This is a genomic window from Microcosmobacter mediterraneus (assembly GCF_031846265.1).
In the GTDB taxonomy this organism is placed as follows: Bacteria; Bacteroidota; Bacteroidia; order Flavobacteriales; family Flavobacteriaceae; genus Microcosmobacter; species Microcosmobacter mediterraneus.
Genome location: NZ_JAVRIA010000001.1, coordinates 135,899 through 161,567, shown reverse-complemented (window position 1 = coordinate 161,567; position 25,669 = coordinate 135,899). Strand labels below are relative to the sequence as shown.

Below are 25,669 nucleotides of genomic sequence, written 5' to 3'. Positions count from 1 at the left end.
AGTTACGAAATAACTCCCGAACCTACCAACTCATCACCCAAGTACCAAGCGGCAAATTGCCCTTCGGTTATTGCAGACTGAACTTTGTTAAATTCAATAAATAAACCACCTTCTACTTTATGAAGTGTAGCATCTTGTAAGGGTTGTCTATAACGAATTCTAACTTTAGTAGCCATAGTTTCGTCTGTATTAAGCTCTAAGTCTTCTCTAATCCAATGCAACTCATCATCTTTGATGAATAAGGCTCGTTTTAATAAACCTGGATGGTTTTTCCCTTGTCCTGTATAAATAATATTATCGTTTACATTAGTGTCAATAACAAAAAGTGGTTCTGGAGTGCCACCAACTGCTAATCCTTTGCGCTGACCTTTTGTAAAATAATGTGCACCTTGATGTTGTCCTACAACGTAGCCATGTTCTTTTTTATAGTCTAACTTTCTTGATAAGTATATGAGTTCTTCAGTTTTATTCTGAAATTCTGAAATCTCTCTTTGGTATAATTCGCTCGAATCTGAAACCTCAACAATATCACCTTGTTTTGGTTTTAGCTTTTGTTGCAAGAATTCTGGTAATCTTACCTTTCCAATGAAACATAGACCTTGACTATCTTTTTTCTCAGCAGTAATTAAATCTAATTTTGAAGCAATTGCTCTTACTTCTGGTTTTGTCAACTCACCTATAGGAAATAGTGCTTTTGCTAATTGATGTTGTGACAATTGACACAAAAAATATGATTGATCCTTATTAGTATCTACTCCAGATAGTAAACTATAAATTTCTTTAGAAGTACCCTCTTGCTCAATATGTAGAGTTGAAATACGTTTTCTGCAATAATGACCTGTAGCGACATAATCTGCACCAAGATCTAAAGCAATTTTCATAAAAACATCAAACTTAATCTCTCTGTTACACAAGACATCTGGATTTGGTGTTCTCCCTCTTTCATATTCATTAAACATATAATCAACGATACGTTCTTTGTACTGCTCACTTAAATCTACAGTTTGAAAAGGAATATTTAATTTTTCAGCTACGAGCATTGCATCGTTACTATCATCTAACCAAGGACATTCATCTGAAATAGTTACAGAATCATCGTGCCAGTTTTTCATAAACAAACCTATAACTTCATAGCCTTGCTCTTTTAATAAATAAGCTGCAACACTAGAATCTACTCCACCTGAAAGTCCGACGATTACTCTTTTCATTCTGCAAAATTAATCATAAAAATAGCAACAAAAAATTGTTGCTATTACTAATGCATATAATGTAAATAGGTAAGTTCTATTGTTGCTTTTTTGGTAAGCGTCTTACTTGTATTTTTGAAAAGTCTTCTTCTTTATCTACTTTCCCGTTTTTATAAAGTTTCCAAATCCCAAATTTCTTATCATCTTTATATTCGCCTTCTGAAGCTTTTTGTCCAGAGGCATTATAATATATGGCTTTACCTTCCAAGACATCATCTTTAAAAGTAACTTCTTTTAACAAAATATCAGCCTCAGAATAGACTTTAGAAATGCCTTCTTTTTTTCCATTATTATAATTAATAAGTTCAGCTATTTTACCATTTACGTAGTAAGTTACTTTCTCACCATGCAACTGTCCTTGATCGTTATAGTGTTCAACTGTCATTACAGCATCTGTATTTTTATGGTAGTAAACCCATTTACCTACAAATAGCTTACCTATCATTTTACCTTCACTAAGCACCTTACTTTTAGAGGATAAAAACTTAACATCTACAGAATCTGATTCTTCTAAAAAAAGCTTAGTAGCACTAAGTATACTTTTACCTTTGTAAAGTGTGTAAAATTTAAACAAACCATCTTCCTTACCATGATTAAACTGACCTTCGTATCTAGGCTGGTTTGTTTTGTGAAAATTTTTAGACCAATAACCATGACGTTTCCCATTAATATCTAACTGATTTTTAGATACTTGAGAAAAACAAGCTGTGGTAAAAAGTGTTAAAATTATTTTAAAGTATATACTTGTTTGTCTTTTTTGTTTAATCATTTTATATTTTTGTTAAACAAATTAATGATTTGAACTTTATATTAATTTAAAAACTCAAAAAAATGAAAATTATTTCAAAAACAATCAAATTGCTACCAGTATTTCTATTGGTTTTAGGTTTATCTGCGTGTAGCGATGATGACAACAACGATGGACCAGTTGCAATGACTACAACAGTAGTTGACATTGCATTGGCAAACAACTTAACATCTTTAGCCGCTGCCCTAGAAGCTACAGACTTAGTTACAACTTTACAGGGAACAGGACCTTTTACTGTATTTGCGCCAGATAATGCTGCATTTACTGCTTTGCTAAATGCAACTGGTTTAGATTTAGACAATCTGTCTACTGATGAAGAAGCTTTAGTTAGAAACATTTTATTAAACCATGTTATTATTGGAGACACTATTGATGCATCAACTTTGATTACTGCTGGTTCAGGATACCAGTCAACAGCTGCAATTGGTCCTGATAATGCTAATCTAAGTCTATATTTTAATGTAAATAATGGCGCAGTAGAATTGAATGGTGGAATGAATGCTGACAAAGGCGCTAATGTTACAGATCCTGACAATGAAGCTACAAATGGTACAGTACACGTAATAAATAAAGTATTGTTACCACCTACTATCGTAGATTTTGCACTAGCAAATCCTGCATTATCTAATTTAGTTGCAGCATTACAGTCTGCAGATTCTCAGCCTGGAACAGATTTAATCGGAACTTTATCTGGTGATGGTCCATTTACAGTTTTTGCACCAACTGATGATGCTTTTGGAGCTTTGCTATTAGAATTAGATCCTTCAGGTAATACAGGATTAGGAGATTTAGATCCTGCTACTGTAGAAGCTGTATTACTTGTACATGTTGTTGGTGATAATGTACGTTCTAGTGAATTATCTTCTGGTCCAGTACCAACTTTAGGTGGAGACATTACGCTTGATGCATCAACATTAACACTAACAGATAGCTTAGACAGAGAGATTGGTATTATTTCAACTTTAGTAGATATACAAGGTATTAATGGTGTAGTACACGTAGTAGATAGAGTTATCAGGCCAGCTGCTGCAGATTAAAACAGAATTTATACCCTTCATATATAAATTGGTTAATTGTTAAAAGCCTCTGAAATAATTTCAGAGGCTTTTTTTTGAAGGTAAATAGTATTTATTTTTTACGACGCTGTTGTGCTTGTTTTTGCTGCTCAGCTTGTTCCATCATTTGTTGCATTTTTTTCTGAAACTTATTCTGCTTTTTAGGTTTGCTTTTACTAACCTCAATCTTAGCTAGAACTTTTTCTTCATCAATAATATATTTTTTGATGACCAACATAATACCAATACTAATTAAGTTTGAAATAAAGTAATACAAACTTAAACCAGAAGCATACTGATTGAAAAACACTAACATTAGTAATGGAGAGAAATAAATCATGTATTTCATCATTTTTCCCATATCTGGCATTCCTTCTTGTGTAGGTTGGCTCGCCATTTGTTGTCCAGTCGTCATTTTCATATAGAAGAAAATAGCAATAGCTGCTAATATTGGAAATAAACTAACGTGATCTCCATAGAATGGAATATTTACACCTGGAGGAAAATCATAAATGGAGTCAAATGAAGATAGATCTTCTGCCCAAAGAAAACTTTTTTGTCGTAATGCAAATGCTGTTGGGAAAAACATAAACAACGCATAAAACACAGGAATTTGCATTAAACCAGGTAAACAGCCAGCCATAGGACTTGCTCCTGCTTTACTCTGTAAAGCCATAGTCTCTTGCTGAGCTTTAAGTTTGTTATCCTTATATTTTGCACGTATAGCATCTAATTCTGGCTTTAATATTCTCATTTTAGCCTGTGATAAAAACTGCTTATACTGAACAAAAGAGAGTAATATTTTTACCAAAATTGTCATCACAATAATTGCAATACCATAAGGTAAAAACCCACTCAAAAACCCAAATAAAGGAATAAATACAGCCTTATTAATCCAACCAAAAATTCCCCATCCAAAAGGTATACTTTCCTCTAGATTTTTATCGTACGTTTTTAAGACCTTAGCATCTGTTGGGCCATAATAAAAACCAAAATTGTTTTTTAATTCTCCATTACTAACTGCTAGAGCAAATTTAGAATTGTAAGCTTTAGTATAAACTGTATCAACTTCTTCATCCTTAACTAAATCTGTAGAAGTTAAGTTAACCGATTTTATAGGCTGATCGGGGACTAAAATACTACTAAAAAAGTGTTGTCTAAAAGACAACCAAGCAACATCTTGTTCTGTTTCATTATCATCACTCATTTGGCCTAACTTATCAATTTTATCACCATCGTGCTGATATGTTAAACGTGTATATCTGTTTTCGTATGTAATACTTTTAGCTTGTCTTAGACCTTTAAGTGACCAATCTAAATTAATATCCTGTGAGCTATTTATAACATTACTTAGCCCTTGAGAATTAATTGAAAAATTAATCATATAATCATTGGGCTTCAGTTCGTATCTATACTCCAAGTATCTAGTTTCTGACACTTTGAGCTTCATAGAAACCACAGTATTATCACCATTTTTTGTTACAGATGGCTCAAAAAATAAATCTTCGGTATTTAAGATTCTATTATCGCTTGTACCAAAGTTTATGTTAAATGCTGTGTTATCATCTTTAATAAGAAATACAGGCTCAGCCTTGTAATCAACATATTGTTTGAGTTTTACTTCTGAAAGAAATCCACCTTTATTTTTGAATTTGAGATCAAAAACATCAGTACTTACAGTTGTTATATCGTCTTGCGCTGATGGTAAAGTTGACGCATAAGCAAAAGCACCTAATTTATTCTGAAGCTCTAATGCCTTTATAGAATCTGACACTACTTCTACAGAACTCTCTTGTATTAATTTAGTGTCATTTGCAATATTTAGTGAATCTGCTTTTACCTGACTATTTTGGTCTACCTGCTCTTGGTTTGCATTTTCTAACTCTTCAGCTTGTCGTTTTTGTTCGTTTTGATAGAACATATATAATAGAATTCCGAAGATAAGTACGAATCCTATAATTGAGTTTAAGTCTAGTTTTTTTTCTTCCATATACTGTTGGTTACTCTTTTTGGAGAGCTTACTTTATTATATCAAATTGTTGTCCAAAATTAATTTTGTGCCAAACTGACACTGTTTTGCTGACTGCTGTGATTTAAAGCAGCTTTAACAAATGCTACAAATAAAGGATGCGGATTAGCTACTGTACTTTTATATTCTGGGTGATATTGGACACCTACAAACCACATATGATCTGGAATTTCAATAACTTCAACAAGTTTTGTATCTGGATTAATACCAGTTGCTTTCATTCCAGACGTTTCAATTTGTTCTAAGTATTCATTATTAAACTCGTAACGATGTCTATGTCGCTCCTCTATTTTTTGTGTTTTATAGACATTATGAGTAATACTTCCTTTTAAAAGTTGGCAATCCCAAGATCCTAATCTCATAGTACCTCCTTTATTGATCACTGCTTTTTGAGATTCCATTAAGTTAATTACTGGATGATCCGTCTCTTCATTCATTTCGGTAGAATTTGCATTGGTTAAACCAAGGACATTTCTACTATATTCAATCACTGCCATTTGCATACCTAAGCAAATTCCTAAAAACGGAATATTATGTTCTCTCACGTATTGTATGGCAGAAATTTTACCTTCAATTCCTCGTTCACCAAATCCAGGAGCTACTAAAACGCCATGCAAATGCTTTAATTTGTCTTCTATATTATCTGTAGTAATATACTCTGAATGTATAGACTCTACTTTTACCTTAACTTCATTTGCTGCACCAGCATGAATAAAGGACTCTAAAATAGATTTATAGGAATCCTGAAGTTCTACATACTTACCAATTAGACCAATTGTGACCTCGTTATTTGGATTTTTATGACGTTGTAAAAATGCATTCCATTGATCTAAATTAGGCTTTGCACTCTTTAAATTTAGCTTTTTAAGCACAACAGTATCTAAGCCTTCATCTAACATAAGATTTGGCACATCGTATATCGTTGAAGCATCTATAGATTGAATAACAGCATCTTTCTTTACATTACAAAAACGAGCTAATTTAGTTTTTATACTATCACTTAAATGATGTTCTGTTCTACATACTAAAACATCTGCTTGGACTCCACTCTCCATCAAAGTTTTTACACTATGTTGAGTTGGTTTGGTTTTGAGCTCACCAGCGGCAGAAAGGTAAGGTACTAAGGTTAAATGAATAACACATGTATTATTTTCACCTAAATCCCACTCTAGCTGACGTACAGCTTCAATATAGGGTAACGACTCTATATCACCGACAGTTCCGCCTATTTCTGTAATAACAATATCATAATCATCAGATTTTCCTAAAATTTGAATACGACGCTTAATCTCATCAGTTATATGAGGAATAACTTGTACTGTTTTACCTAAAAACTCACCACGACGTTCTTTATTAATAACGCTTTGGTATATACGTCCTGTTGTAACATTATTTGCCTGACTTGTAGGTACATTTAAAAAACGTTCATAATGTCCTAAGTCTAAATCGGTTTCTGCACCATCATCTGTAACATAGCATTCGCCATGTTCATAAGGATTTAAAGTCCCTGGATCTATGTTAATGTAAGGATCTAATTTTTGGATAGTAACTCTGTAACCTTGAGCCTGTAAAAGCTTTGCTAGAGATGCTGCTATGATTCCTTTACCTAGAGAAGATGTTACACCTCCTGTTACAAAGATGTATTTAGTTGTAGTTGTCATGATGCGTTTTTAAAACGCAAGCAAATTTACGATATTATGTTTAATCCAAGTATAACTTGCCCTGTTATTTTAAATAGACTCATGGATAATTTTAAACTAATGGCAAATAAATTACATTTCAGTAATAAAAATCTACAATTCGGTAATATGAATTATTGTAATTGAGGAACCTGAATGATATTTGTCTCATCAAACAAACAAAACCATAAAAACAAATATTATGAAAACATTAGCACTTTTAGTTGTATTAGCATTATCAACAACATTTGGATTCTCACAAAATGAAGACGTAAACTCGATTACTGTTACTATTGAAAACATTAAAAATAATAACGGAAAGGTTTTATTATCCTTACATTCTAAAGATACGTTTATGAAAGGTCAAGGTATTATGAATTCTGAATCTAAAATTACGGACGGAAAAGTAACAATAACTTTTGAAAACGTTAAACCTGGAGAATATGCAATCATGGCGTTACATGATGAAAACGAGAACAACAGAATGGATTTTGAAAACAATGGAATGCCAAAAGAAAATTATGGTATGTCTAACAATCCTATGAGTTATGGACCACCAATGTATTCTGACGCTAAATTTGAATTTACTGGTAAAACTTTAGATCTTAATATTAGGTTTTAAGTTCACTTTCATCAATCAATCAATCAAATCCCTAAAGCTTATTGCTTTAGGGATTTATTTACCAATATATTCTAAATAATATATTAGGTGTAAAGCCTAATGAAAATTTATCTACAACTTCAATAGGATCATTTAAGCTATTATTTCCTGTATATTCTCTACTCAATTGATTATTTCTATTATAAACGTTTCTAATTGAGCATCCTATTTTACCTTTTAAAGTTTTAAATTTTGAAAAATTAAAATTGTAGGTCGCTGAGAGATCTAGTCGATGATATGTTTTTAGTCTACCTTGATTTACTCCAAGAAATTCCACATCATTAGTATTAATGATAGATTCTGTAAACGGTTTTCCTGATTGTAATCTCCAACCTGCAGCAATATTCCATTGCTTATGACTATAGGTTAATGAGAGATTAACGGCATGTCTAACATTAGTACTAGAGGTAAAGTATTCATTATTATTAATACCATCATACTTATTTTCTGTAAATGTATAAGAATAGGATAACCAGGTTTTAAATCTCTTATAACGCTTTTCTACAACTATATCTGAACCAATAATATTTCGATCTCCAATATTAAATCCACTGTTTTCTGGATTTAAAAACCCTAAAGATAAAGCCGAAATATTAGTAATACGTTTGTAATAATTATCTACATCTATTCGCCATCCATTTTTAGAAAAAATAAAGCCGAAAGAGGATTGAAGACTATTTATTATTGGAAAGGCCTCTCCATTTGCCAATCTCCATAATCTATTCTCTAATGTTAAATCACTTAAAACAGTTTCATCTATTTCGCTAATGATCTGATTTTTTAGTTCTGATGAAACTTGTAGTTTCAATTGATTACATATTGGAATGTAAGCTAAAAGTCTTGGTTCAAATCTAAATGCATCTAATGCATTGTAATAATTAGTCCTAAAACCCAAATTAAGGTCTAACCAAGATGTTTTAAAGTTATAATTTCCGAATACACTATGAGTTCTTTCCACATTTTTGTCTGCATCTAAAACAAATGATAAATCTGTAGTATTGATAAAAGCATAATTAACATCCTTAAGGTTAAATTCATATCCAAAACTTAAAACATCTCTAGAGTTAGTTTGTAAATTGAATTCTGTAAGAACGCCAGAATCAAATATCTTATTTCTTTTATCAAAATCTGAAATCTGCAAACCATTATTAGAGGTAATGAGATTATAATTTAATTGATAATCTGAAAAAAACAACTTGGTAGACTGTGATAATTTATTACTCCAAATACGATCCCAAGTTGCACTATAGCCTACATTTTTAATATCTAAAATATCGTTAACATCTGTATTAGTATTGGATTCACTATTGAAAAAATCTAATCTATTATCAATGGCTATTAAACTAAGACTAAACTTATTTTTTAAATTATGCTGGTAATTAACTTTTATATTATAATCTAAAAAACTAAAGTCGTCATCAGTATTATTTTCAGAATCTATTTTTGTGCTCTGAAATACTTTATCTCCTAGTTGATTGAAGGTGTAAGATTCAAATAATTCGGTATAACTTCTCCTAACAGATGTTTGAATACTTAGTTTATCTTCAATGATTGGCAACTCCAGATATGCATCAGCGTTTAATGCGTTTATTCCAATACTTGCTTTAAGTGTATTAGATATTTCAGATTTTGATTTTATATTAATAACACTAGAGACACGCTCTCCAAATCTTGGATTAGTACCTTTATTTATAAAGACAACATCATCAGCTGCATTTGGATTAAATGGTGAAATCATTCCAAACAAATGTCCCTTATGATACATATTAATACCATCCCAAATTAATCGGTTTTGGTCTACAGTTCCTCCCCTTACCACTAAACCTGTTGCTGTTTCATTAGGACTTATAACACCTGGTAATTGTTGAATACTTTCTAAAATATCTGGCTCGATTAAGCCTGGCAAATTTCCTAACTCTTTAGGTGAAATAGAATAGCTTGCATCTTTATTCTTGGTAATTCCTTGAGTTAAAAATCCATATATGATAATATCCTCGAGCTTTTGAATATTTAAAATCTTTGATTTTGTTATAATAATATATCTATTATCGACTCTATTATATTTAAGCGATGTGTTAGTGGTTAATAAATTAAGAATTTCTGAAATTGAATAAAAATCACCTTCTACATTAAAAGTTTTATCGTCAATAACTTTATCTTGATAGGAGAATCTAACATCAAAAGTTTTTTCAATAATCACCAAAGCTTCATCTAATGGTAAATCATCTAATTGCACATAAAAAGTGGCCTCTTCTTGCGAAAAGGCCATTAGTGGTAATACCATAATAATACTATAAATCCATTTCATTAATTGGACGTTAGTGTTACTACATTTTTTTCTTTTTCATAATAATGTATCTCTAGAGCACCAAATACTGTTTGTAATGCTATCTCTAGATTGGTATGTGTAAAACTACCACTAAACAACATTGAGTTGTCTATTAAATCTGTTTCAAATTTTATGTTATATTGATTTTCTAAAGCTAAAATCACATATTTTAAAGGCATACTTTTGTAGGTACTCTCACCATCAACCCAATTAGGTCTTGATAATGATGATGTCCATGTTTCTATATTGTTACCATTTACCTTTCTAATATTATCATTTGATTTTAGAGTCGTTTTTTTACCATATTGAGAAACCAAAACACTGCCTTCATAACAGACGACTTCTAATAACTCATCTTTGACATTAACATTAAATTCTGTACCTAAAACCTCAACAGAACCTCGCTGCGTATTAACTGTAAAGGTGCTTCCCTTTTTTACTTTAAAATAAGCTTCACCTACTAAGTTTAGGGTACGCTCTTCTTCCCAATCTGACTCATTGTATGTTATCGAAGATTTAGCATTAAGTATAACTTCAGTGCCATCTGCAAGTGCTATTAATTTCTGTTCACCAAAACCTGTTTCAAAAACTCTATCATTAGGATTAAGAAGCGTTACTAGGCTTAAACATAAAACTATAATAGCAGCTATAGCTAATGCCCAATTCCATTTTACTTTGCGTGGTTTTGATTTTAGGCCAATTTTATTTTTAATAGAATCAAATATACTATCTAATGGCTGTTGAAGCTCAATGTATGTATTTAGCTTTTCGCGCATATTAAATAAGGTTGTAAACTCCTCTTCAGAAACTAACTTTTTTAGTTCTGAGTCAGAAATTAGGCCCTCAATCCATTGCGCTAAATATTGGTCGTTATGTATGTTATTTTGATCTTTCATGATCTTCTATATCTAAAAACAATTATAATTGTAAAAACCCTACCTAAATTTTAAAGTTATACATTTCCTATTTCTTTTCGCATTATAATTAAAGCCTGATGCATACGTTTTTCTACAGCTTTTACAGAAATATCTAAAAGCTCAGAAATCTCTTTATATTTCTTTTTTTCTATTCTATTCATTAAAAAGACCTCTCGTTGTTTTTCTGGTAAAGAGGCAATGGTTTGCTCTATTTTTATTAAAAACTCCTTTTCTTCCAAGACAAAATCAGGGCTTTCTAAATTGTAATTACTTCCTAATTGAGCTATAATGTTTTGCTTAACTTTATTTCTCTTTATTGAATTTAAGAATAAATTATTTGCTACTGTATACAAAAATCCTTTAACAGAACTGTAATTAACAGTGTCACAATTCTCCCATAATTTTATGAAAGTATCTTGAAGTATATCTTCAGCAGTATCAATATCCTTAGTTTTAAAAAAAAGAAAACGTCTTAAATCTTTTCCGTAAAGATTGAATACATCTTCAAATACTTCTGGATCACATATCTTTTTAAGATCTTTAAGCATTAGTTAGTTTAAAATTTCTGCAATCAAAACTAAGCAAAAAAAAAACTTACAAAAAAGTAGGGTTTTTTAAAATGGAGTTGTCTAAAGAGTAATTGATCAAGAAAAATTTAATAATTAAACCTTATACCAAATGAAAAAGATAAAAATTGCCTTACTAAGTTTACTACTCGTACTTGCCTTTTCCGCCTGTACTAATAACGAACCTGTTTTTGAAGAACAGCAAATAGAAGAAAGTGAATCTATAACTACAGCTTTAAATGAACTAGGTTCTCGTTTAGGATCTCAAGGAGATGTAATGTCTACACAAAATCCTGCCGGAAATATCGTTTTCGATTTCTGTTTTGATTTTGTTTATCCAATAGATCTATCTTACAACAACGGAACAACTGTTAGTGTTAATAGCTTAGACGAATTAATTAGTGTATTAATTAATTTTTCTGATGATTTATACGTTAATGGTATAGCTTTTCCTTTTGATGTTGAAGTCTTCAATGAAGATACAGATGCTATTGAAATAGTTACTGTAAATAACGAAGAGGAGTTTGCTGCAATTATAGAAAGTTGTGATTTTGATGTGCCAGATTGTGAGTGTTATGAAGTATACGAACCAGTCTGTGTTGAAGTAACTGATCCTTCTGGTGTTAGTTTTACATTAACCTATCCTAATGCATGTTGGGCAGAATGTGATGGTTTTACTGAAAACGATTTCTTAGACGACTGTGGAGACGATTATAATGGAAATGGTGGTTTTGAATGCTTTGAGTTTAATTATCCAATTACTATTATAACAGATAACGGAACTAGTGTTACTGTAAATTCTGATGAAGAATTAAATACTGCAGTTTACAACTCCTATTACTTTGATTTTGAATATCCATTATCTGTAACCACGGAAGATGGCGAAGTTGTTACCATAAACAATGTTGAAGATTTTTATGAGGTCCTTGATGAATGTTATGATGATTATAATAACGGTTGTGATTGTGAAGATGATGGTGAGCCTGTTTGTGTTGAAATTGAAGAAGATGGACAAACCTTTGTCATTGTCTTCCCTAATGAATGTTATGCATTATGTGAAGGTTTCACTGAAAATAATTTTGTAGACTGTAATAATGTTGGTGGTTGTGATGATTGCCCAACAGAATATGATCCTGTTTGTGTAGAAGTACAAACACCTAATGGAAGTGAAGTTATAGAGTTTTTTAATGCATGTATTGCAGAATGTGAAGGCTTTACAAGTTTTGTAGAGTGTGAAGATGATAATGGAAACGACTGTTCTGAAGAAGACTACATAGAAAACTTAGTTGAATGTCCTTGGATATTAGCTTCTAATAATTCTAATGAGCCTTATTTATTAACCTTTACTGAGGATGGTACTTTGACAATAGTAAATGAAGATGAGAGTTTTACTACTAATGGCAATTGGAATATTGGTATCGATCCTATTACAGGAGGATACACAGTAACTATTACTGAAGAATTCAATGATTTTAACAATACCTATAATTTATTTGATTGTGATGCTGAAATCATAGTAGCAATAGACCAGTCTTACTTAGGAACTAAAGTCTGTGATTAATTAAGAGTTAAAATTGGTTTTAATTAATAACTTTACAATAAAAATTGGTTAATTTAGCAAAGACCTTCAGGCCAAAACCTGAAGGTTTTTTGGCTTTAACCTATAATAGGTTTTCTAAATCGTTTTTAGTAATTTTATAGTCTTAATTTATACTAATGACGATTACACAACTACAATATGTTTTAGCTATTGCTGAGCATAAAAACTTCACTAAGGCAGCTGAGCACTGCTTTGTAACACAACCTACATTAAGTACACAAGTTCAGAAACTAGAAGATCAACTAGATATCTTAATTTTTGATCGCTCTAAAAAACCCATTGAGCTTACAGATGTTGGTAAAAAAATTGTTAAGCAAGCTAGAAATATCGTTAATGAATCTGACAGAATTCAAGATATCGTAGATCAGCAAAAAGGGTTTATTGGTGGAGAATTTAAACTTGGAATCATCCCAACAATTATGCCTACACTACTACCTATGTTTTTAAAAAATTTTATTAAGAAATATCCTAAGGTAAAACTAAAAATAGAAGAACTTACCACAGAAGAAATTATCTCAAGACTAAAAGATGGTCATCTAGATGCAGCTATTGCAGCTACACCTTTAGAGAACGAATTTATAAAAGAACGTGTATTGTATTACGAACCATTTGTAGCGTATGTACCTAATAATCATAGACTAAAACACAAAAAAGCTATAAGTGTAAGTGATTTAGATTTAGACGACATGCTTCTTCTAGAAGATGGTCACTGTCTTAGAGATGGTGTTATAAATCTATGTAAAGTATTTAAAGATCATATAGATGATAATTTTCAATTAGAAAGTGGTAGTATAGAAACACTAATTAAACTATCTAATGAAGGACTTGGTATGACGTTGTTACCTTATTTACACACCTTAGACGTACAACATAAATTAGAATCTAATCTTATACATTTCGAAGACCCTTCTCCTGCCAGAGAAGTTAGTGTAATATATCATAAAAGCGAACTAAAAATGCATATCATTGATGCTCTTTTTAATGAGATATCTGGTATAATAAGAGGTGCTATTGCGTTTTCTAACGTAAAAATTATCAGTCCTTTGGCTAAGTAATTTATGGCTTCTTATAAGCCTTTACTCCAGCCTCTACAGCAGTTTCTAAATAATTAACTCTTGGAACCAAAGTGCATGAATAGCGATCACTATAAGCACAATATGGATTATAAGCTTGGTTAAAATTAATAACTAAATGATCTCCTTCAGGGATTCGTGCTTCTACATAACGTCCTCCTCCATAAGTAGTTTCGCCATTAGTATCATCATAAAACGGAATAGATAAATAATCTTCGTATCCTTTTTTATTTAATAATCCAAGATTCTGATAGACATTTAATTGATGTGTTTTCCCATTTAACTCAAAGGTAGCAATACCAAAAATACGATATAATGGCCTACGATCAGTAGTTGTTTTCATCTTAAAAGGTTTAGAGTCTGGTGTTAATTTTAACTTGGCTGTTACCACATACGAAGAATCAAAACTAAAAAAATCCAAACCTTTAAACTTTTTAAGACCTTTGGCTGTTAAAGGTGATTTTGAAGCATCCTTAAAGTTAGTATTTATTTCGCGTTGCCATTGTGTTTCAACTTTAATATCTGTTTTATCCTGAGCACAGCTTAGAGTAGAAATCATCAAAAAAAAGACTATAAATTGTTTCATTATTAAATATTTAGTTCTCAAAAATACAACTTACAGATATTTTACCTAGTTTTGAGTAAAATTAAATAAGACATGCGCAACATCATCGTAAGATATTCACAATGTACTACCTCAAAATTTAGAGGTCGGACTTGTTATACGATATGATGATATAAATATAGAATCTAACAATATAAAAAAGTCCGACTTCACAGTCGGACTTTTTACTTTTAGTCGATAATCGACACTAAAATAAATCACCTGGTTATAAACCACTTAAAAGATTATGAAACGATTATTTAATACGTATATAGACACTTTTAAAGGCCTTTCTAAAGAAATCTGGTGGCTAGCTCTCATAACATTTATTAATAGAGCTGGTACTATGGTTATTCCTTTCCTCTCCTTATATCTAACCGAAGATTTAAACTTTAGCTTTAATAATGTTGCATGGATTATGTCTGCCTTTGGACTTGGATCTGTAGTAGGCTCTTGGCTTGGTGGAAAACTAACAGACAAGATTGGCTATTATAAAGTTATGGTAAGAAGTTTATTAACCACAGGTTTTCTTTTTATTGGTTTGCAATACCTAAAAACTTTTGAATTAATATGCCTTGGGATTTTTCTCGTAATGCTCGTAGCAGATATGTTTAGACCAGCCATTTTTGTAGCTATGAGCGCATACAGTAAACCAGAAAACAAAACACGTTCTGTTACACTTATACGTTTGGCTATAAATCTTGGGTTTTCTGCAGGACCAGCTATTGGAGGATTAATAATTGCTACAATAGGTTATGATGGTTTATTTTGGGTAGATGGTATTACCTGCCTCTTAGCAACACTATTTTTAATCAATGTATTACATCCTAAAAAGGCAAAAGCTGTAGATTCTGTTATTAATGAAAATCCGCAGTCGGTTTTTAAAGACAAAGCCTTTTGGATATTCTTTTTTGCTATGGTGTTATTTGGTATAGCTTTCTTGCAATATTTCTCAACAATGCCTTTGTACTATAGAGACAGATATGAATTAAGCGAATTTGAGATTGGATTATTATTAGGAATGAATGGTTTAGTAATTTTTGTACTAGAAATGCCTCTTATAAGTTGGCTAGAAGGCAAAAAACATTCTAAAACAGGACTCATTTTGTTAGGTACATTACTCACAGGATTAAGCTTTATTATACTAAATTACAGTTCTTGGTCTGGTATATTAGTTATTGCAATGTTATTAATGACTCTCGGTGAAATGGTCGCTTTTCCATTTTCTAATGCGCTAGTGATAGATTTATCTAAAAAAGGAAAAATGGGAGAATATATGGCTGCATATACCATTTCGTTTTCTATTGCTCATATTTTTGGACATAATATAGGACTTCAAATGGTAGATGCATTAGGCTATGACAATACTTGGTTTATTATTACAGGTATATGTTTGGCATGTATAGCTTTATTAGTTCTGTTGAAGAGACAGTTAAAAATAACTGGAGAAGAATAGTTGATTTATCTCGTAAATACTAATTCAGTTTCAGAAGAGAGTTCATCACTAAAGCCGTAACCTTCGTAATTAAATCCTTTGATATCTTTAATTGTATTGGCATTAGTATCTAAAACATATCGTGCCATTAAACCACGAGCAATCTTTGCAAAAATGGCTATCATCTTGTATTCACCATTTTTAAACTCTTTAAAATTTGCAGTAATAACAGGGACTTTTAATGCTTTAGTATCTATAGCTTTAAAGTACTCATTGGATGCTAAGTTTAAGAACACCTCATCATCTGCTAACTCTTCATTTAACGCTTTAGTAATTTTAGTTTTCCAAAACTGATAGAGGTTTTTAGTTTTACCAACCGGAAATTTAGTTCCCATTTCTAAACGATAAGGTTGTATTAGATCCATTGGTTTTAATACACCATATAATCCTGAGATAATACGAACAGTATTTTGAAGTTTATCAATTTTGTTTTTTGGTAAAGTATAAATGTCTAATCCTCTATATACATCACCATTAAATGCATACACAGCTTGTCTTGCATTATCTTTATTAAAGGGCAAACTCCAATCTTGGTTACGTTCATAATTTAGCTGACCCAAATTGTCCGAAATCTTCATAAGCTTAGATAAACTCCTAGCTGATTTCTTTTTTAGCAATTTATTTAAACGCTCTGCTTCTGCTAAAAAACAACCTTCTGTGGTAATATTGGTTGGTAATTCACTTTCGTAATTAAGAGATTTTGCTGGAGATAATACTAGTTTCATAAGTTCTTTATTCTTTTCTGGAAAAGGACATTTAATAGTACAAAAATACAATGTTACAATACATAGATATATTCAATATAAAAACTATTATTGATAGTTATATAAACACTATCAATATTAAGACTATTCCTGTAAGATATACGTAAATTTTGCAGACTGAAATAACTCTATACTAGTAAGCGTATTATCTGTGTACAACGGAAAATCTATTTGCTCAAAAATAAGTTGATTATCAATAATGGTTCCCATTGCAGAAAGCCCTTGGAAATTGAATGTTCTTGTATTATCATTTACAGACCATGTTAAAGGGATGCGTTGTGTTTCTGAAAGGTTTTCACAAATACCTTGCACGCTGCTGGTTGAAGCATCAAAAAACAAAGCTATATTCTTAGTAACTTGTTCCTCTCCAGTTCCATCGCTGTATAGAAAATAGGTGTCAAAATCCATGCAGTTCAATTCATTTACAATGTCTTCAGAAAAATTTAAATCACCATTAAAATCGTAAAAATCTCCTGCTTCTAAGGATTGAAGCTTCCAAGTTTCTACTAAAACAGCTGTTTCATCATCATTATTACCACATGAGATGAGCACAAAGGCAAATAGTATATGTTTAATTAAGTCTATTTTCATATTACAATTTATTCATTAACATGTTTGGCATAATTACGCCATTTTTCAATACAAGCTTCAATATCATTAGGAACTTTAGAAGTAAAAGATTTCCATTCTTTGGTTGAAGGATGTTCAAAACCCAAGGTCTTAGCATGTAATGCTTGTCGTGGTAAAATTTTAAAACAGTTATCTACAAATTGCTTGTATTTAGTAAACGTTGTTCCTTTTAAAATCTTTTCTCCTCCATAGCGTTCGTCATTAAATAAGGTATGACCTATATGCTTCATATGTACACGTATTTGATGTGTACGACCTGTTTCTAATCTACAACTCAATAAGGTTACATAACCAAATCGTTCTAATACTCTATAGTGCGTTACAGCTGGTTTTCCTTTATCTGCTTCATCATCTAAAAATACTGTATTCTGTAATCGGTTTTTAGGATGACGACCAATATTACCTTTTACAGTTCCTTCATCATCTACAACATTTCCCCAAACTAAAGCTACATATTCTCTTTCACTGGTTTTTTCAGCGAATTGATTAGATAAATGATTCATAGCATGCTCCGTTTTTGCAACAACTAATAATCCACTGGTATCTTTATCTATTCTATGAACTAATCCAGGACGATCACTAGAGTTTTTTGGAAGGTTTGCAATATGATGAATTAATCCGTTTATCAATGTGCCAGAATAATTTCCATGGCCAGGATGTACAACCATTCCTGCTGGTTTATTTACAACCAATAAATCGTCATCTTCATAAACAATATCTATAGCAATATCTTCACCTACCAACAAACCTTCATGAGTAGGATGTTCAAATAATATCTTAATATTGTCATTGGCTTTTACCTTGTAGCTAGGCTTAACAGGATTTCCATTAACTAATACATTACCAAGTTTTGCAGCAGCTTGGATTTTACTTCTGTTAGCGTTTTCAATAAAATTTAAGACGTATTTATCTATTCGTAAAGGTTGCTGTCCTTGCTCTACAATAAACGAATGATGCTCATAACGTTGATTTTGATCTTTATGTTGGTCTTCCATGGTTTAAAGTGGAAATATTGTATTATCTATTCCCATTGCCCAGCACCAAATCTATAGTAGATTTTAAAGGTAGTTTTTCACCTGCTTTTATAGGTTTTCCTTTATATCTTACAGCGAGTACTTCGTCCTTACCTATATCATCTTGGTAGCTTATATCACCAACCACAAACCCTAAAGCTTCAAGCGTTGGTTTGGCTTGTCTAAATGTTCTACGAACTATATTAGGTACAGCTACTTTTCTGTAACCTGATGGATTTAAAATTAATTGAATTTTACGATCTTCTTTTACCTTTGCACCAGCAAGTGGGTATTGCTCAATAACAGAATACTTGGGATATTTAGGATTATAATTAGCAGAATCCTGTATCTCCATTCTTAGATCATTATCCTTTAGCTCTATATCTGCAACTTCTAAAGATTTACCTGTAAGATCTGGCACAACGATAAACTCACCATGATTTGTGGTAGACTTTAACCATTGCAACAATAAAAAACAAATTACAATAACAGCCACAAAGGCTAATGCAACTTGTTTAAAAAAAACTTTACTTGTTAGGAATTTTATTAGACTCATTTAGTACTTTAGTTCTCGACAAATATATAAAAAGCTATGCGTTTATCGTTTTGCTTTCGGGTTGATAGTTTAACATAACTCAATATACTTACGAAATATTATAAACTTTAGATTACTAGAGTTACACTTAATACAATAAAACACCTGCTTTTGCAGAGCAAACTATGAAAAAAAATATAGCTATAATCATGGGAGGCTACTCTAGCGAGTTTAAAATTTCGCTTAAAAGTGGTAATGTCGTCTATGAAACTTTAGATAAGTTGCTCTACAATACGTATAGGATTCATATTTTCAAAGATAAATGGGTTTATGTCGATGATAATAATACCGAGTTTGATATTGATAAACATGATTTTTCCGTAACTATAGCATCAAAAAAAATAGTATTTGATTGTGTTTTTAATGCCATTCATGGCTCTCCTGGTGAGGATGGCTATATGCAATCTTATTTTGAGTTATTACAAATTCCACATACAAGTTGCAGTATGTACAATGCAGCATTGTCCTTTAATAAACGAGACTTGTTATCCACCTTAAAACCTTATGGTATTAAAATGGCCAAGAGTTATTACCTAAATCTTGGAGATGTTATTAATGAAGATGCTATAATAGCCAAAGTAGGATTACCTTGCTTTGTAAAAGCTAATAAAGCTGGCAGTAGTTTTGGAATCAGTAAAGTATCTAAAAAAGAAGATATACAACAAGCTGTTACTTTTGCATTTAAAGAAGATAATGAGATTATTATTGAAGAATTTTTAGATGGCACAGAAGTATCTATAGGTGTTATAACATACCAAGGTGAAACTAAAGTATTACCAATAACTGAAATTGTTAGTGAAAACGATTTTTTTGATTACGAAGCTAAGTACTTAGGAAAATCTCAAGAAATTACACCTGCAAGACTTTCAAAGGATTTAGAAAATAAAGCTAATGAGGTAGCCAAACGCGTCTATGACATCTTAAAAATGACTGGATTTAGCAGGAGCGAATATATTTTTAAAAATGGTGAGCCACACCTTATAGAAATGAATACAGTGCCTGGGCTAACTAAAGAAAGTATCTTACCACAACAAGCTGCAGCTGCTGGAATTTCCTTAAAAAAACTCTTTGAAAATGCTATAGAAGAGGCATTTAAAAAATAATTTCTATATTAGTGATACCAAATCTTAACCTACAAACTATGAAATCTAATTTTATTAGAACGTTTTCGTACGCAAAATTGAAATACGTTAATTATCTTTTTTCTTTCTTAACCATATTAATTATTGCTACTGTTTTATTCTCTAGCACTAAGTAGATATTGACGTTGTAACATCTCAATTTTAGTTCTAAACTTCTAGAATTAATAGTTATATTTGAAACAATAATCAAATATAACTACAGATGAAACGTGCTGTTTTTCCAGGTTCTTTTGATCCCATTACATTAGGACATTACGATATTATTAAACGTGGTATACAGCTTTTTGATGAAGTTATCGTAGCTATTGGTATAAATGCTGATAAAAAATACATGTTCTCTTTAGAACAACGTAAAGCATTTATTGAAAATGCCTTTAAAAATGAACCCAAAGTCTCTGTGGTTACTTATAAAGGTTTAACCGTTGACTTTTGTCAAAAAAATAATGTAGATTTTATCCTTAGAGGTCTTCGTAATCCAGCAGATTTCGAATTTGAAAAGGCTATTGCACATACTAACAGAGATCTTGCACCTATAGAAACTGTGTTTCTTTTAACAGCAGCTAGTACATCTTATATTTCGTCCTCAATTGTAAGAGATGTTATACGTCATAATGGTGATTACACGAAACTTGTACCTAAAAGTGTATCAGTTTAAAACATCTAAAATCTAATTCTTGTCGTATATTTAGGTATAGTCTCATTTCTAAACCTACCTACAATGAAAAAGATTTACCTACTTCAGTTTTTTTTACCACTATTTTGTTTGGCGCAGCACAGTGATTTTATTCATGTTGACCAATTTGGTTACAGAGTTAATAACACCAAGGTTGCTGTAATTAGCAATCCGCAAATTGGGTTTAATAGCGCATTAAACTACACACCAAATAACAGTCTAGAAGTTAGAGATGCAAATACCAATACTGTTATTTTCACAGGCTTAATTTCATCTTGGAATAATGGTGGAGTACACTCACAATCTGGAGATAATGGTTGGTGGTTTGATTTTTCGTCTGTAACAAATCCTGGTAGTTATTATATTTTTGATCCTTCAACTAGTGAATCTTCAGCAATTTTTGAAATTAATGATGCTGTTTATGATGATATTCTGAAAGTTACTACCAAAATGTTCTATTACAATAGAGCTAATATTGAAAAAACTACACCTTATGTCTCCTCAGAATATGTAGATGGAATATCATTTACTCAAGATGAGTTTGCTAGAGATGTTTACGACCAAACTAATACTTTGACAACAAAAGATATGCGAGGCGGTTGGTTTGATGCTGGTGACAATAACAAGTATGTTACTTTTGCCGAAACTGCTGTACACGATTTACTTTGGGCTTACACCATTAATCCTAATATGTTTGGCGATGATTTTAATATTCCTGAATCTGGAAATGGAATACCAGATATTATTGATGAAATTAAATGGGAAACAGATTGGTTATTAAAAATGATTAATGCTGATGGTTCTGTACATATAAAAGTTGGTAATAGAAATTATGGAGAAAATGTAAATACACCTCCAAGTTTAAATAATGATATACGTTATTATGCTCCAGTTTGTACCTCATCAGCTATTGCCAATGCTTCAATGCTATCACATGCTTCCAGGGTGTTTAAAGAATTTCCACCACTTTCAAATTATGCTCAAACTTTAGAAGAAAAAGCAGAGCTATGTTGGCAATGGGTTTTACCTTTCTTAAACAACAATACCTTACAAGAACATTGTGATGATGGCTCAGTAGTCGCTGGAGATGCAGACAGGTCTTCAGCAGACCAAAGAAAGATGGCATTAACAGCTGCTATATATCTTTACGATATTACCGGAAATTCTTCTTACAACCAATATATCATTAATAACATTAACGATACTGAGGTAATTAATAATAATCAATGGGAAAATTATGCAATCAGAGAAATTGATGCGTTGCTGCACTACACCACGCTTAACAATGCAGATAACTCTACAGTTAATTTGATTCTCAACTCCGCACAAACTGCATCTTCTAACAACTACAATAATTACTTTCAGTTTAACAATTTAGACTTATATAGAGGTTACTGTAATGATTGGACTTATCATTGGGGAAGCAACTCGTCTAGAGCGTCAATGGGTAATCTAAATTTAATTTTTAAACATTACAATATTAATACTACTGCAAGTTCTAGTTTTGGGTTAAGAGCCAAGGAAATTCTTCATTATTTCCATGGAGTAAATCCATTAGATATTGTGTATTTAAGTTCTATGCAAGATTATGGAGCAGAAAATAGTCTTAAAGAAATTTATCATTTTTGGTTTGCAGATGGTTCTCAATGGGATAATGAAGATACCACAGCTTATGGTCCTGCACCTGGATATCTTTCTGGTGGATGTAATCAAAACTATACTGCAAATACAAACCTTACACCTCCTTATGGTCAGCCATTACAAAAAAGTTATTTAGATTTTAATACGAGTAACCCAGATAATTCTTGGGAAATTAGTGAACCTGCCATATACTATCAGGCAGCATATATTAGACTATTAGCAGGAATTGCAAGGCTTAATGAAAATGATATTTTAAGTAATAATGATTTTGAATTAAGTACTATAGATTTAAAATTAAGTCCAAATCCTTCTAAAACATTTGTAACAATTAATGGTATTAATTACAATAATATTTCAGTAACTATAAGAGGTATTAATGGACAAACAGTTTTAAATATTCCTTCACTTAACAAATCAGAAACGATTGATATCTCAAAATTACAAGATGGTTTTTATGTTGTTTCCATTGCCTTAGAAGGAAAGACAAAAAATCTCAAACTAATTAAAAACTAAGAGATTAAATTAAATTATTGCGTTTTGCTTTTTGGACAGCTTCAAGCTTATTGTGGACTTGTAATTTCTTGTAAATATTTTCAATGTGTTTACGCACTGTACTTGGTGATAAAATAAGATTATCAGCTATTTGTTTATAGTTTAAGCCCTTACTTAAATGCTCCAAAACTTCAGTTTCTCTATTGGTTAATTGAATATCTTCTTTGTCTTTAGGGTTTTCTATATCTATTGGATTTCTGAGTAGTTTTAATGTTTTTAAAGCAATTGAAGGGTTCATTGCTGCACCACCATTTAAAGTCTCAACAATACCATCGTGTAATGTTTTAGCATCGACATCTTTAAGCAAATAACCATCTGCTCCAGCTCTAATAGCATTAAAAATATTTTCATCATTATCAAAGACAGTAAGCATTATAATTTTAATATGTGGATACTTTTGCTTCACTATTTCTGTAGTCTCAATTCCATTGAGTACAGGCATTTCTATATCCATTAAAATGAGGTCTAGATTGTGATTATCTTCCAATTTAGCTAAGAGATCAGAACCATGCATTGCAGAAAACTTATAGTTTAAATCTTCAAAAAATGATAGTTTCTCTTTAACTGCAGATATTAAAAAGGTATTATCGTCTACTATGGCTATTTTTATTTTCATCAGCTTAAAATTAGTGCAAACAATTTACAACTTAGTATATCATTAAAGACTAAGGCAAATGTCTTATTTTAATATTGAAATCTGAGTAAAATTTCAGTTCCTTCAGAAGTTTTTGATTTAATATCTAAGACACCTTTTATCTCTTCTGCTCTCTTTTTCATATTGTTTAAACCATTGCCTAAATCCGTCTTCTCTATATCAAAACCTTTACCGTTATCATTTACCGAAAATAACAACTCATCTTTAGTTTTATCAACTGAAACTTTAATTTTTGAAGCTTCAGAATACTTTAAGGCATTATTAACCGCTTCTTGAATTATCCTATAAATATTCATCCCTTTTACTGAGGTAAAACTTAATTGATCTGGTAATGCTTTTGATAGTTTAAAATCAAAAACTACAGTATCTTTTACTTTATCTGCTTTTTCAATAAAATTTGATAGACGTACCTTTAAATCTTCAAAGGAGATATCATTTTTATTCATAGCCCAAATTGTATCTCTTAATTCTTGAATAGTACTAGATGTAAATGAACTTATACTACTTAACTTATTAGATAATTTATCTGGAAGCTTAAAACCGTATTTTAAATTATCTAAAGATGATATAATAAAGGTTAATTGTGCTCCTATGTTATCGTGCAAGTCTCTACTAATACGTAAGCGCTGTTCTTGCAATTTATTTTGAGTCTCAATTTTTAGCAAAGCATCTTTGAGCTCATTTTCTTTTTGCAATTGTCTGTTTTTCAGTTTTTGTTGGTTGTAAAACAAAAAGCCTAGCAATCCGAGTACAACAGCTAAAATACCTAATCCTAACATCTGACTTTTCTTTTCACTAATATCTAATTCTTGCTCTGCTATCTCTGCTCGCTGCGCTAAAATTTCTTTTTCCTTTTTTTCAGTTTGATATTTTACATCGATCTCTGCAACTTTACTCGCTGTTTCTACACTAACTAAGCTATCTCTAAATTTGGTGAGTTCTTTGTAGTATTGAAGTGCTTTTTTATTATCATTTTTTTCTTCAAAATAACTAGAGTAATTATATAAGGCAGATTCCAAGCCTGTTGCCAAATTGTACTTTTCAGAATAATAGTAGGCACTATCTATATATACTTTTGATTCGTTTACTCTGTTGGTTTCAATGAGTGTTTGCGCTATATTATTATAACTATCAGCAACACCAGGGAAGTTTTTAAGTCTTCGTTCTAAAGCAGCAGATTTATTAAAATATACTAAAGCTGAATCTATTTCTTGTAGATAATAAAATACTGCACCAACATTATTTTGTGATTCTGCAATACCTTTTATATCGTTTAGTGACTCTTCTATTTGTAAAGAATATTTAAAGTAATCCAGAGATTTTTCTAAATCACCATCATTGGCATAAACAATTGCGATATTGTTATAGACCTCAGAAATTCCTTTCTTATTATCTAAAGACTCAAAGCTTTCTTTGGCTTTTAAATGATATTCTATGGCCTTTTTATTTGCTCCCAAATAACTATAAACCAAACCTATATTATTATTAACTGTAGCTTGTTCTGGTTTAAAATTAAGATGATCATAAATTGCTAAAGCTTTAATATAATTATCTAGTGCTTCTTCATAAGCACCTAATTTTCTGTTCACTGCTCCAAGATTATTAAAACTAGAACCAAGAATTATTGAATCTTTAGTAGAATTAATAACTTCATTAGATAATTCTTTGGAGTCTGTAAACAAACCAGAATCTCTATATAAAACAGCCAAATAACTTTTATATCTAGCTGTGAGGTAAGCGTCTTTAGAATCTAAATTTGCAATCTTTTCTTTTACTAAAGGAATGGATTCTTTAGGGTTTTTTCGATATTGATCAATTATAGAATCTACTAACTCCGAGTTGTTATTTTGTGCAAATGAGATTGTTAGAAACAGACTCAAAATACCTGAAAAAATATTTCTCATACCAAGAAAATAAGCTTTGAATAATGGACAGGAAGAT

The 25,669-nt window shown here is 31.1% G+C and carries 22 protein-coding genes; 8 read left to right on the top strand and 14 right to left on the bottom strand.

From position 1 onward, the window contains the following. Positions 1-2 precede the first annotated feature (2 nt). Positions 3-1,208 carry a tRNA 2-thiouridine(34) synthase MnmA gene (mnmA, locus tag RM697_RS00640; protein WP_311425904.1) on the bottom strand — a complete coding sequence of 402 codons (1,206 nt, stop codon included), beginning with the start codon at positions 1,206-1,208 and terminating at the stop codon, positions 3-5. Positions 1,209-1,284: 76 nt separating this feature from the next. Next, on the bottom strand, positions 1,285-2,016 hold the full coding sequence (locus tag RM697_RS00635; protein WP_311425903.1) for a toxin-antitoxin system YwqK family antitoxin: 732 nt from the start codon (positions 2,014-2,016) through the stop codon (positions 1,285-1,287). Between the two features lie 62 nt (positions 2,017-2,078). Here RM697_RS00635 and RM697_RS00630 point away from each other — a divergent pair, with 62 nt between their 5' ends. Beyond that, positions 2,079-3,092 (top strand): fasciclin domain-containing protein, encoded by a 1,014-nt coding sequence (locus tag RM697_RS00630; protein WP_311425902.1) that lies wholly within the window; start codon positions 2,079-2,081, stop codon positions 3,090-3,092. A 91-nt stretch (positions 3,093-3,183) separates the two neighbouring features. On the opposite strand, the gene yidC is transcribed toward RM697_RS00630, so the two are convergent. Then, a complete protein-coding gene (gene yidC, locus RM697_RS00625) occupies positions 3,184-5,100 on the bottom strand; it encodes a membrane protein insertase YidC (protein ID WP_311425901.1) in 1,917 nt (638 codons plus the stop codon). A gap of 59 nt (positions 5,101-5,159) precedes the next feature. Then, positions 5,160-6,800 carry a CTP synthase gene (gene pyrG, locus RM697_RS00620; protein WP_311425900.1) on the bottom strand — a complete coding sequence of 547 codons (1,641 nt, stop codon included), beginning with the start codon at positions 6,798-6,800 and terminating at the stop codon, positions 5,160-5,162. A 220-nt stretch (positions 6,801-7,020) separates the two neighbouring features. Between pyrG and RM697_RS00615 the strand changes: the two genes are divergently transcribed. Further along, entirely contained in the window at positions 7,021-7,440 is a 420-nt protein-coding gene (locus RM697_RS00615) for a DUF2141 domain-containing protein (protein WP_311425899.1), read from the top strand. Positions 7,441-7,498: 58 nt separating this feature from the next. On the opposite strand, the gene RM697_RS00610 is transcribed toward RM697_RS00615, so the two are convergent. From RM697_RS00610 to RM697_RS00600, 3 genes are read right to left on the bottom strand one after another with little or no spacing between them, the layout of a single operon-like run. Continuing rightward, positions 7,499-9,787, bottom strand: coding sequence for a FecR domain-containing protein (locus tag RM697_RS00610; protein WP_311425898.1), 2,289 nt, complete (start codon positions 9,785-9,787; stop codon positions 7,499-7,501). Next, positions 9,787-10,704 carry a FecR family protein gene (locus tag RM697_RS00605; protein WP_311425897.1) on the bottom strand — a complete coding sequence of 306 codons (918 nt, stop codon included), beginning with the start codon at positions 10,702-10,704 and terminating at the stop codon, positions 9,787-9,789. Before RM697_RS00605 ends, RM697_RS00610 begins: the two co-directional genes overlap by 1 nt. Positions 10,705-10,760: 56 nt before the next feature. Further along, positions 10,761-11,273: an RNA polymerase sigma factor gene (locus RM697_RS00600; protein WP_311425896.1), complete on the bottom strand. Its 513-nt coding sequence runs from the start codon at positions 11,271-11,273 to the stop codon at positions 10,761-10,763. Positions 11,274-11,403: 130 nt separating this feature from the next. Between RM697_RS00600 and RM697_RS00595 the strand changes: the two genes are divergently transcribed. After that, positions 11,404-12,852, top strand: coding sequence for a hypothetical protein (locus RM697_RS00595; protein WP_311425895.1), 1,449 nt, complete (start codon positions 11,404-11,406; stop codon positions 12,850-12,852). A gap of 155 nt (positions 12,853-13,007) precedes the next feature. Next, the gene (locus RM697_RS00590; protein WP_311425894.1) at positions 13,008-13,946 is read left to right on the top strand and encodes a LysR family transcriptional regulator; all 939 of its coding nucleotides are present in this window, start codon (positions 13,008-13,010) and stop codon (positions 13,944-13,946) included. 1 nt (position 13,947) lies between these two features. Here RM697_RS00590 and RM697_RS00585 read toward each other — a convergent pair whose 3' ends face one another. Next, positions 13,948-14,550 carry a DUF1684 domain-containing protein gene (locus tag RM697_RS00585; RefSeq protein WP_311425893.1) on the bottom strand — a complete coding sequence of 201 codons (603 nt, stop codon included), beginning with the start codon at positions 14,548-14,550 and terminating at the stop codon, positions 13,948-13,950. A 265-nt stretch (positions 14,551-14,815) separates the two neighbouring features. Here RM697_RS00585 and RM697_RS00580 point away from each other — a divergent pair, with 265 nt between their 5' ends. Then, positions 14,816-16,024: an MDR family MFS transporter gene (locus tag RM697_RS00580; RefSeq protein WP_311425892.1), complete on the top strand. Its 1,209-nt coding sequence runs from the start codon at positions 14,816-14,818 to the stop codon at positions 16,022-16,024. 5 nt (positions 16,025-16,029) lie between these two features. Here RM697_RS00580 and yaaA read toward each other — a convergent pair whose 3' ends face one another. The 4 genes from yaaA to RM697_RS00560 all read right to left on the bottom strand — a co-directional run bounded on the left by yaaA (position 16,030) and on the right by RM697_RS00560 (position 19,026). Continuing rightward, entirely contained in the window at positions 16,030-16,788 is a 759-nt protein-coding gene (yaaA, locus tag RM697_RS00575) for a peroxide stress protein YaaA (RefSeq protein WP_311425891.1), read from the bottom strand. Between the two features lie 123 nt (positions 16,789-16,911). Further along, a complete protein-coding gene (locus RM697_RS00570; protein WP_311425890.1) occupies positions 16,912-17,418 on the bottom strand; it encodes a hypothetical protein in 507 nt (168 codons plus the stop codon). 8 nt (positions 17,419-17,426) lie between these two features. Next, entirely contained in the window at positions 17,427-18,452 is a 1,026-nt protein-coding gene (locus tag RM697_RS00565; protein WP_311425889.1) for an RluA family pseudouridine synthase, read from the bottom strand. Positions 18,453-18,474: 22 nt separating this feature from the next. Then, complete coding sequence (locus RM697_RS00560; protein WP_311425888.1) at positions 18,475-19,026, bottom strand: PASTA domain-containing protein; 552 nt, start codon at positions 19,024-19,026, stop codon at positions 18,475-18,477. 164 nt (positions 19,027-19,190) lie between these two features. Between RM697_RS00560 and RM697_RS00555 the strand changes: the two genes are divergently transcribed. The 3 genes from RM697_RS00555 to RM697_RS00545 all read left to right on the top strand — a co-directional run bounded on the left by RM697_RS00555 (position 19,191) and on the right by RM697_RS00545 (position 23,034). After that, positions 19,191-20,168, top strand: a complete 978-nt coding sequence (locus RM697_RS00555; RefSeq protein ID WP_311425887.1) for a D-alanine--D-alanine ligase — start codon at positions 19,191-19,193, stop codon at positions 20,166-20,168. A gap of 241 nt (positions 20,169-20,409) precedes the next feature. Continuing rightward, complete coding sequence (gene coaD / locus RM697_RS00550) at positions 20,410-20,862, top strand: pantetheine-phosphate adenylyltransferase (protein WP_311425886.1); 453 nt, start codon at positions 20,410-20,412, stop codon at positions 20,860-20,862. Positions 20,863-20,925: 63 nt separating this feature from the next. Further along, a complete protein-coding gene (locus RM697_RS00545; protein ID WP_311425885.1) occupies positions 20,926-23,034 on the top strand; it encodes a glycoside hydrolase family 9 protein in 2,109 nt (702 codons plus the stop codon). A gap of 4 nt (positions 23,035-23,038) precedes the next feature. Here RM697_RS00545 and RM697_RS00540 read toward each other — a convergent pair whose 3' ends face one another. Then, positions 23,039-23,689, bottom strand: a complete 651-nt coding sequence (locus RM697_RS00540; RefSeq protein ID WP_311425884.1) for a response regulator transcription factor — start codon at positions 23,687-23,689, stop codon at positions 23,039-23,041. A 68-nt stretch (positions 23,690-23,757) separates the two neighbouring features. Continuing rightward, entirely contained in the window at positions 23,758-25,632 is a 1,875-nt protein-coding gene (locus RM697_RS00535; RefSeq protein ID WP_311425883.1) for a tetratricopeptide repeat-containing sensor histidine kinase, read from the bottom strand. Between the last annotated feature and the right edge of the window lie 37 nt (positions 25,633-25,669).

What these genes read in the sequence shown, in the direction of transcription:
- RM697_RS00555 (WP_311425887.1), top strand. Translation starts at nt 19,191, where the DNA reads ATGAAAAAAAATATAGCTATAATCATGGGAGGCTACTCTAGCGAGTTT.
- mnmA (WP_311425904.1), bottom strand. Translation starts at nt 1,208, where the DNA reads ATGAAAAGAGTAATCGTCGGACTTTCAGGTGGAGTAGATTCTAGTGTT.
- RM697_RS00580 (WP_311425892.1), top strand. Translation starts at nt 14,816, where the DNA reads ATGAAACGATTATTTAATACGTATATAGACACTTTTAAAGGCCTTTCT.
- RM697_RS00605 (WP_311425897.1), bottom strand. Translation starts at nt 10,704, where the DNA reads ATGAAAGATCAAAATAACATACATAACGACCAATATTTAGCGCAATGG.
- RM697_RS00595 (WP_311425895.1), top strand. Translation starts at nt 11,404, where the DNA reads ATGAAAAAGATAAAAATTGCCTTACTAAGTTTACTACTCGTACTTGCC.
- pyrG (WP_311425900.1), bottom strand. Translation starts at nt 6,800, where the DNA reads ATGACAACTACAACTAAATACATCTTTGTAACAGGAGGTGTAACATCT.
- RM697_RS00545 (WP_311425885.1), top strand. Translation starts at nt 20,926, where the DNA reads ATGAAAAAGATTTACCTACTTCAGTTTTTTTTACCACTATTTTGTTTG.
- RM697_RS00540 (WP_311425884.1), bottom strand. Translation starts at nt 23,689, where the DNA reads ATGAAAATAAAAATAGCCATAGTAGACGATAATACCTTTTTAATATCT.
- yaaA (WP_311425891.1), bottom strand. Translation starts at nt 16,788, where the DNA reads ATGAAACTAGTATTATCTCCAGCAAAATCTCTTAATTACGAAAGTGAA.
- RM697_RS00570 (WP_311425890.1), bottom strand. Translation starts at nt 17,418, where the DNA reads ATGAAAATAGACTTAATTAAACATATACTATTTGCCTTTGTGCTCATC.
- RM697_RS00635 (WP_311425903.1), bottom strand. Translation starts at nt 2,016, where the DNA reads ATGATTAAACAAAAAAGACAAACAAGTATATACTTTAAAATAATTTTA.
- RM697_RS00600 (WP_311425896.1), bottom strand. Translation starts at nt 11,273, where the DNA reads ATGCTTAAAGATCTTAAAAAGATATGTGATCCAGAAGTATTTGAAGAT.
- RM697_RS00615 (WP_311425899.1), top strand. Translation starts at nt 7,021, where the DNA reads ATGAAAACATTAGCACTTTTAGTTGTATTAGCATTATCAACAACATTT.
- RM697_RS00565 (WP_311425889.1), bottom strand. Translation starts at nt 18,452, where the DNA reads ATGGAAGACCAACATAAAGATCAAAATCAACGTTATGAGCATCATTCG.
- RM697_RS00535 (WP_311425883.1), bottom strand. Translation starts at nt 25,632, where the DNA reads ATGAGAAATATTTTTTCAGGTATTTTGAGTCTGTTTCTAACAATCTCA.
- coaD (WP_311425886.1), top strand. Translation starts at nt 20,410, where the DNA reads ATGAAACGTGCTGTTTTTCCAGGTTCTTTTGATCCCATTACATTAGGA.
- RM697_RS00560 (WP_311425888.1), bottom strand. Translation starts at nt 19,026, where the DNA reads ATGAGTCTAATAAAATTCCTAACAAGTAAAGTTTTTTTTAAACAAGTT.
- RM697_RS00590 (WP_311425894.1), top strand. Translation starts at nt 13,008, where the DNA reads ATGACGATTACACAACTACAATATGTTTTAGCTATTGCTGAGCATAAA.
- RM697_RS00610 (WP_311425898.1), bottom strand. Translation starts at nt 9,787, where the DNA reads ATGAAATGGATTTATAGTATTATTATGGTATTACCACTAATGGCCTTT.
- RM697_RS00630 (WP_311425902.1), top strand. Translation starts at nt 2,079, where the DNA reads ATGAAAATTATTTCAAAAACAATCAAATTGCTACCAGTATTTCTATTG.
- RM697_RS00585 (WP_311425893.1), bottom strand. Translation starts at nt 14,550, where the DNA reads ATGAAACAATTTATAGTCTTTTTTTTGATGATTTCTACTCTAAGCTGT.
- yidC (WP_311425901.1), bottom strand. Translation starts at nt 5,100, where the DNA reads ATGGAAGAAAAAAAACTAGACTTAAACTCAATTATAGGATTCGTACTT.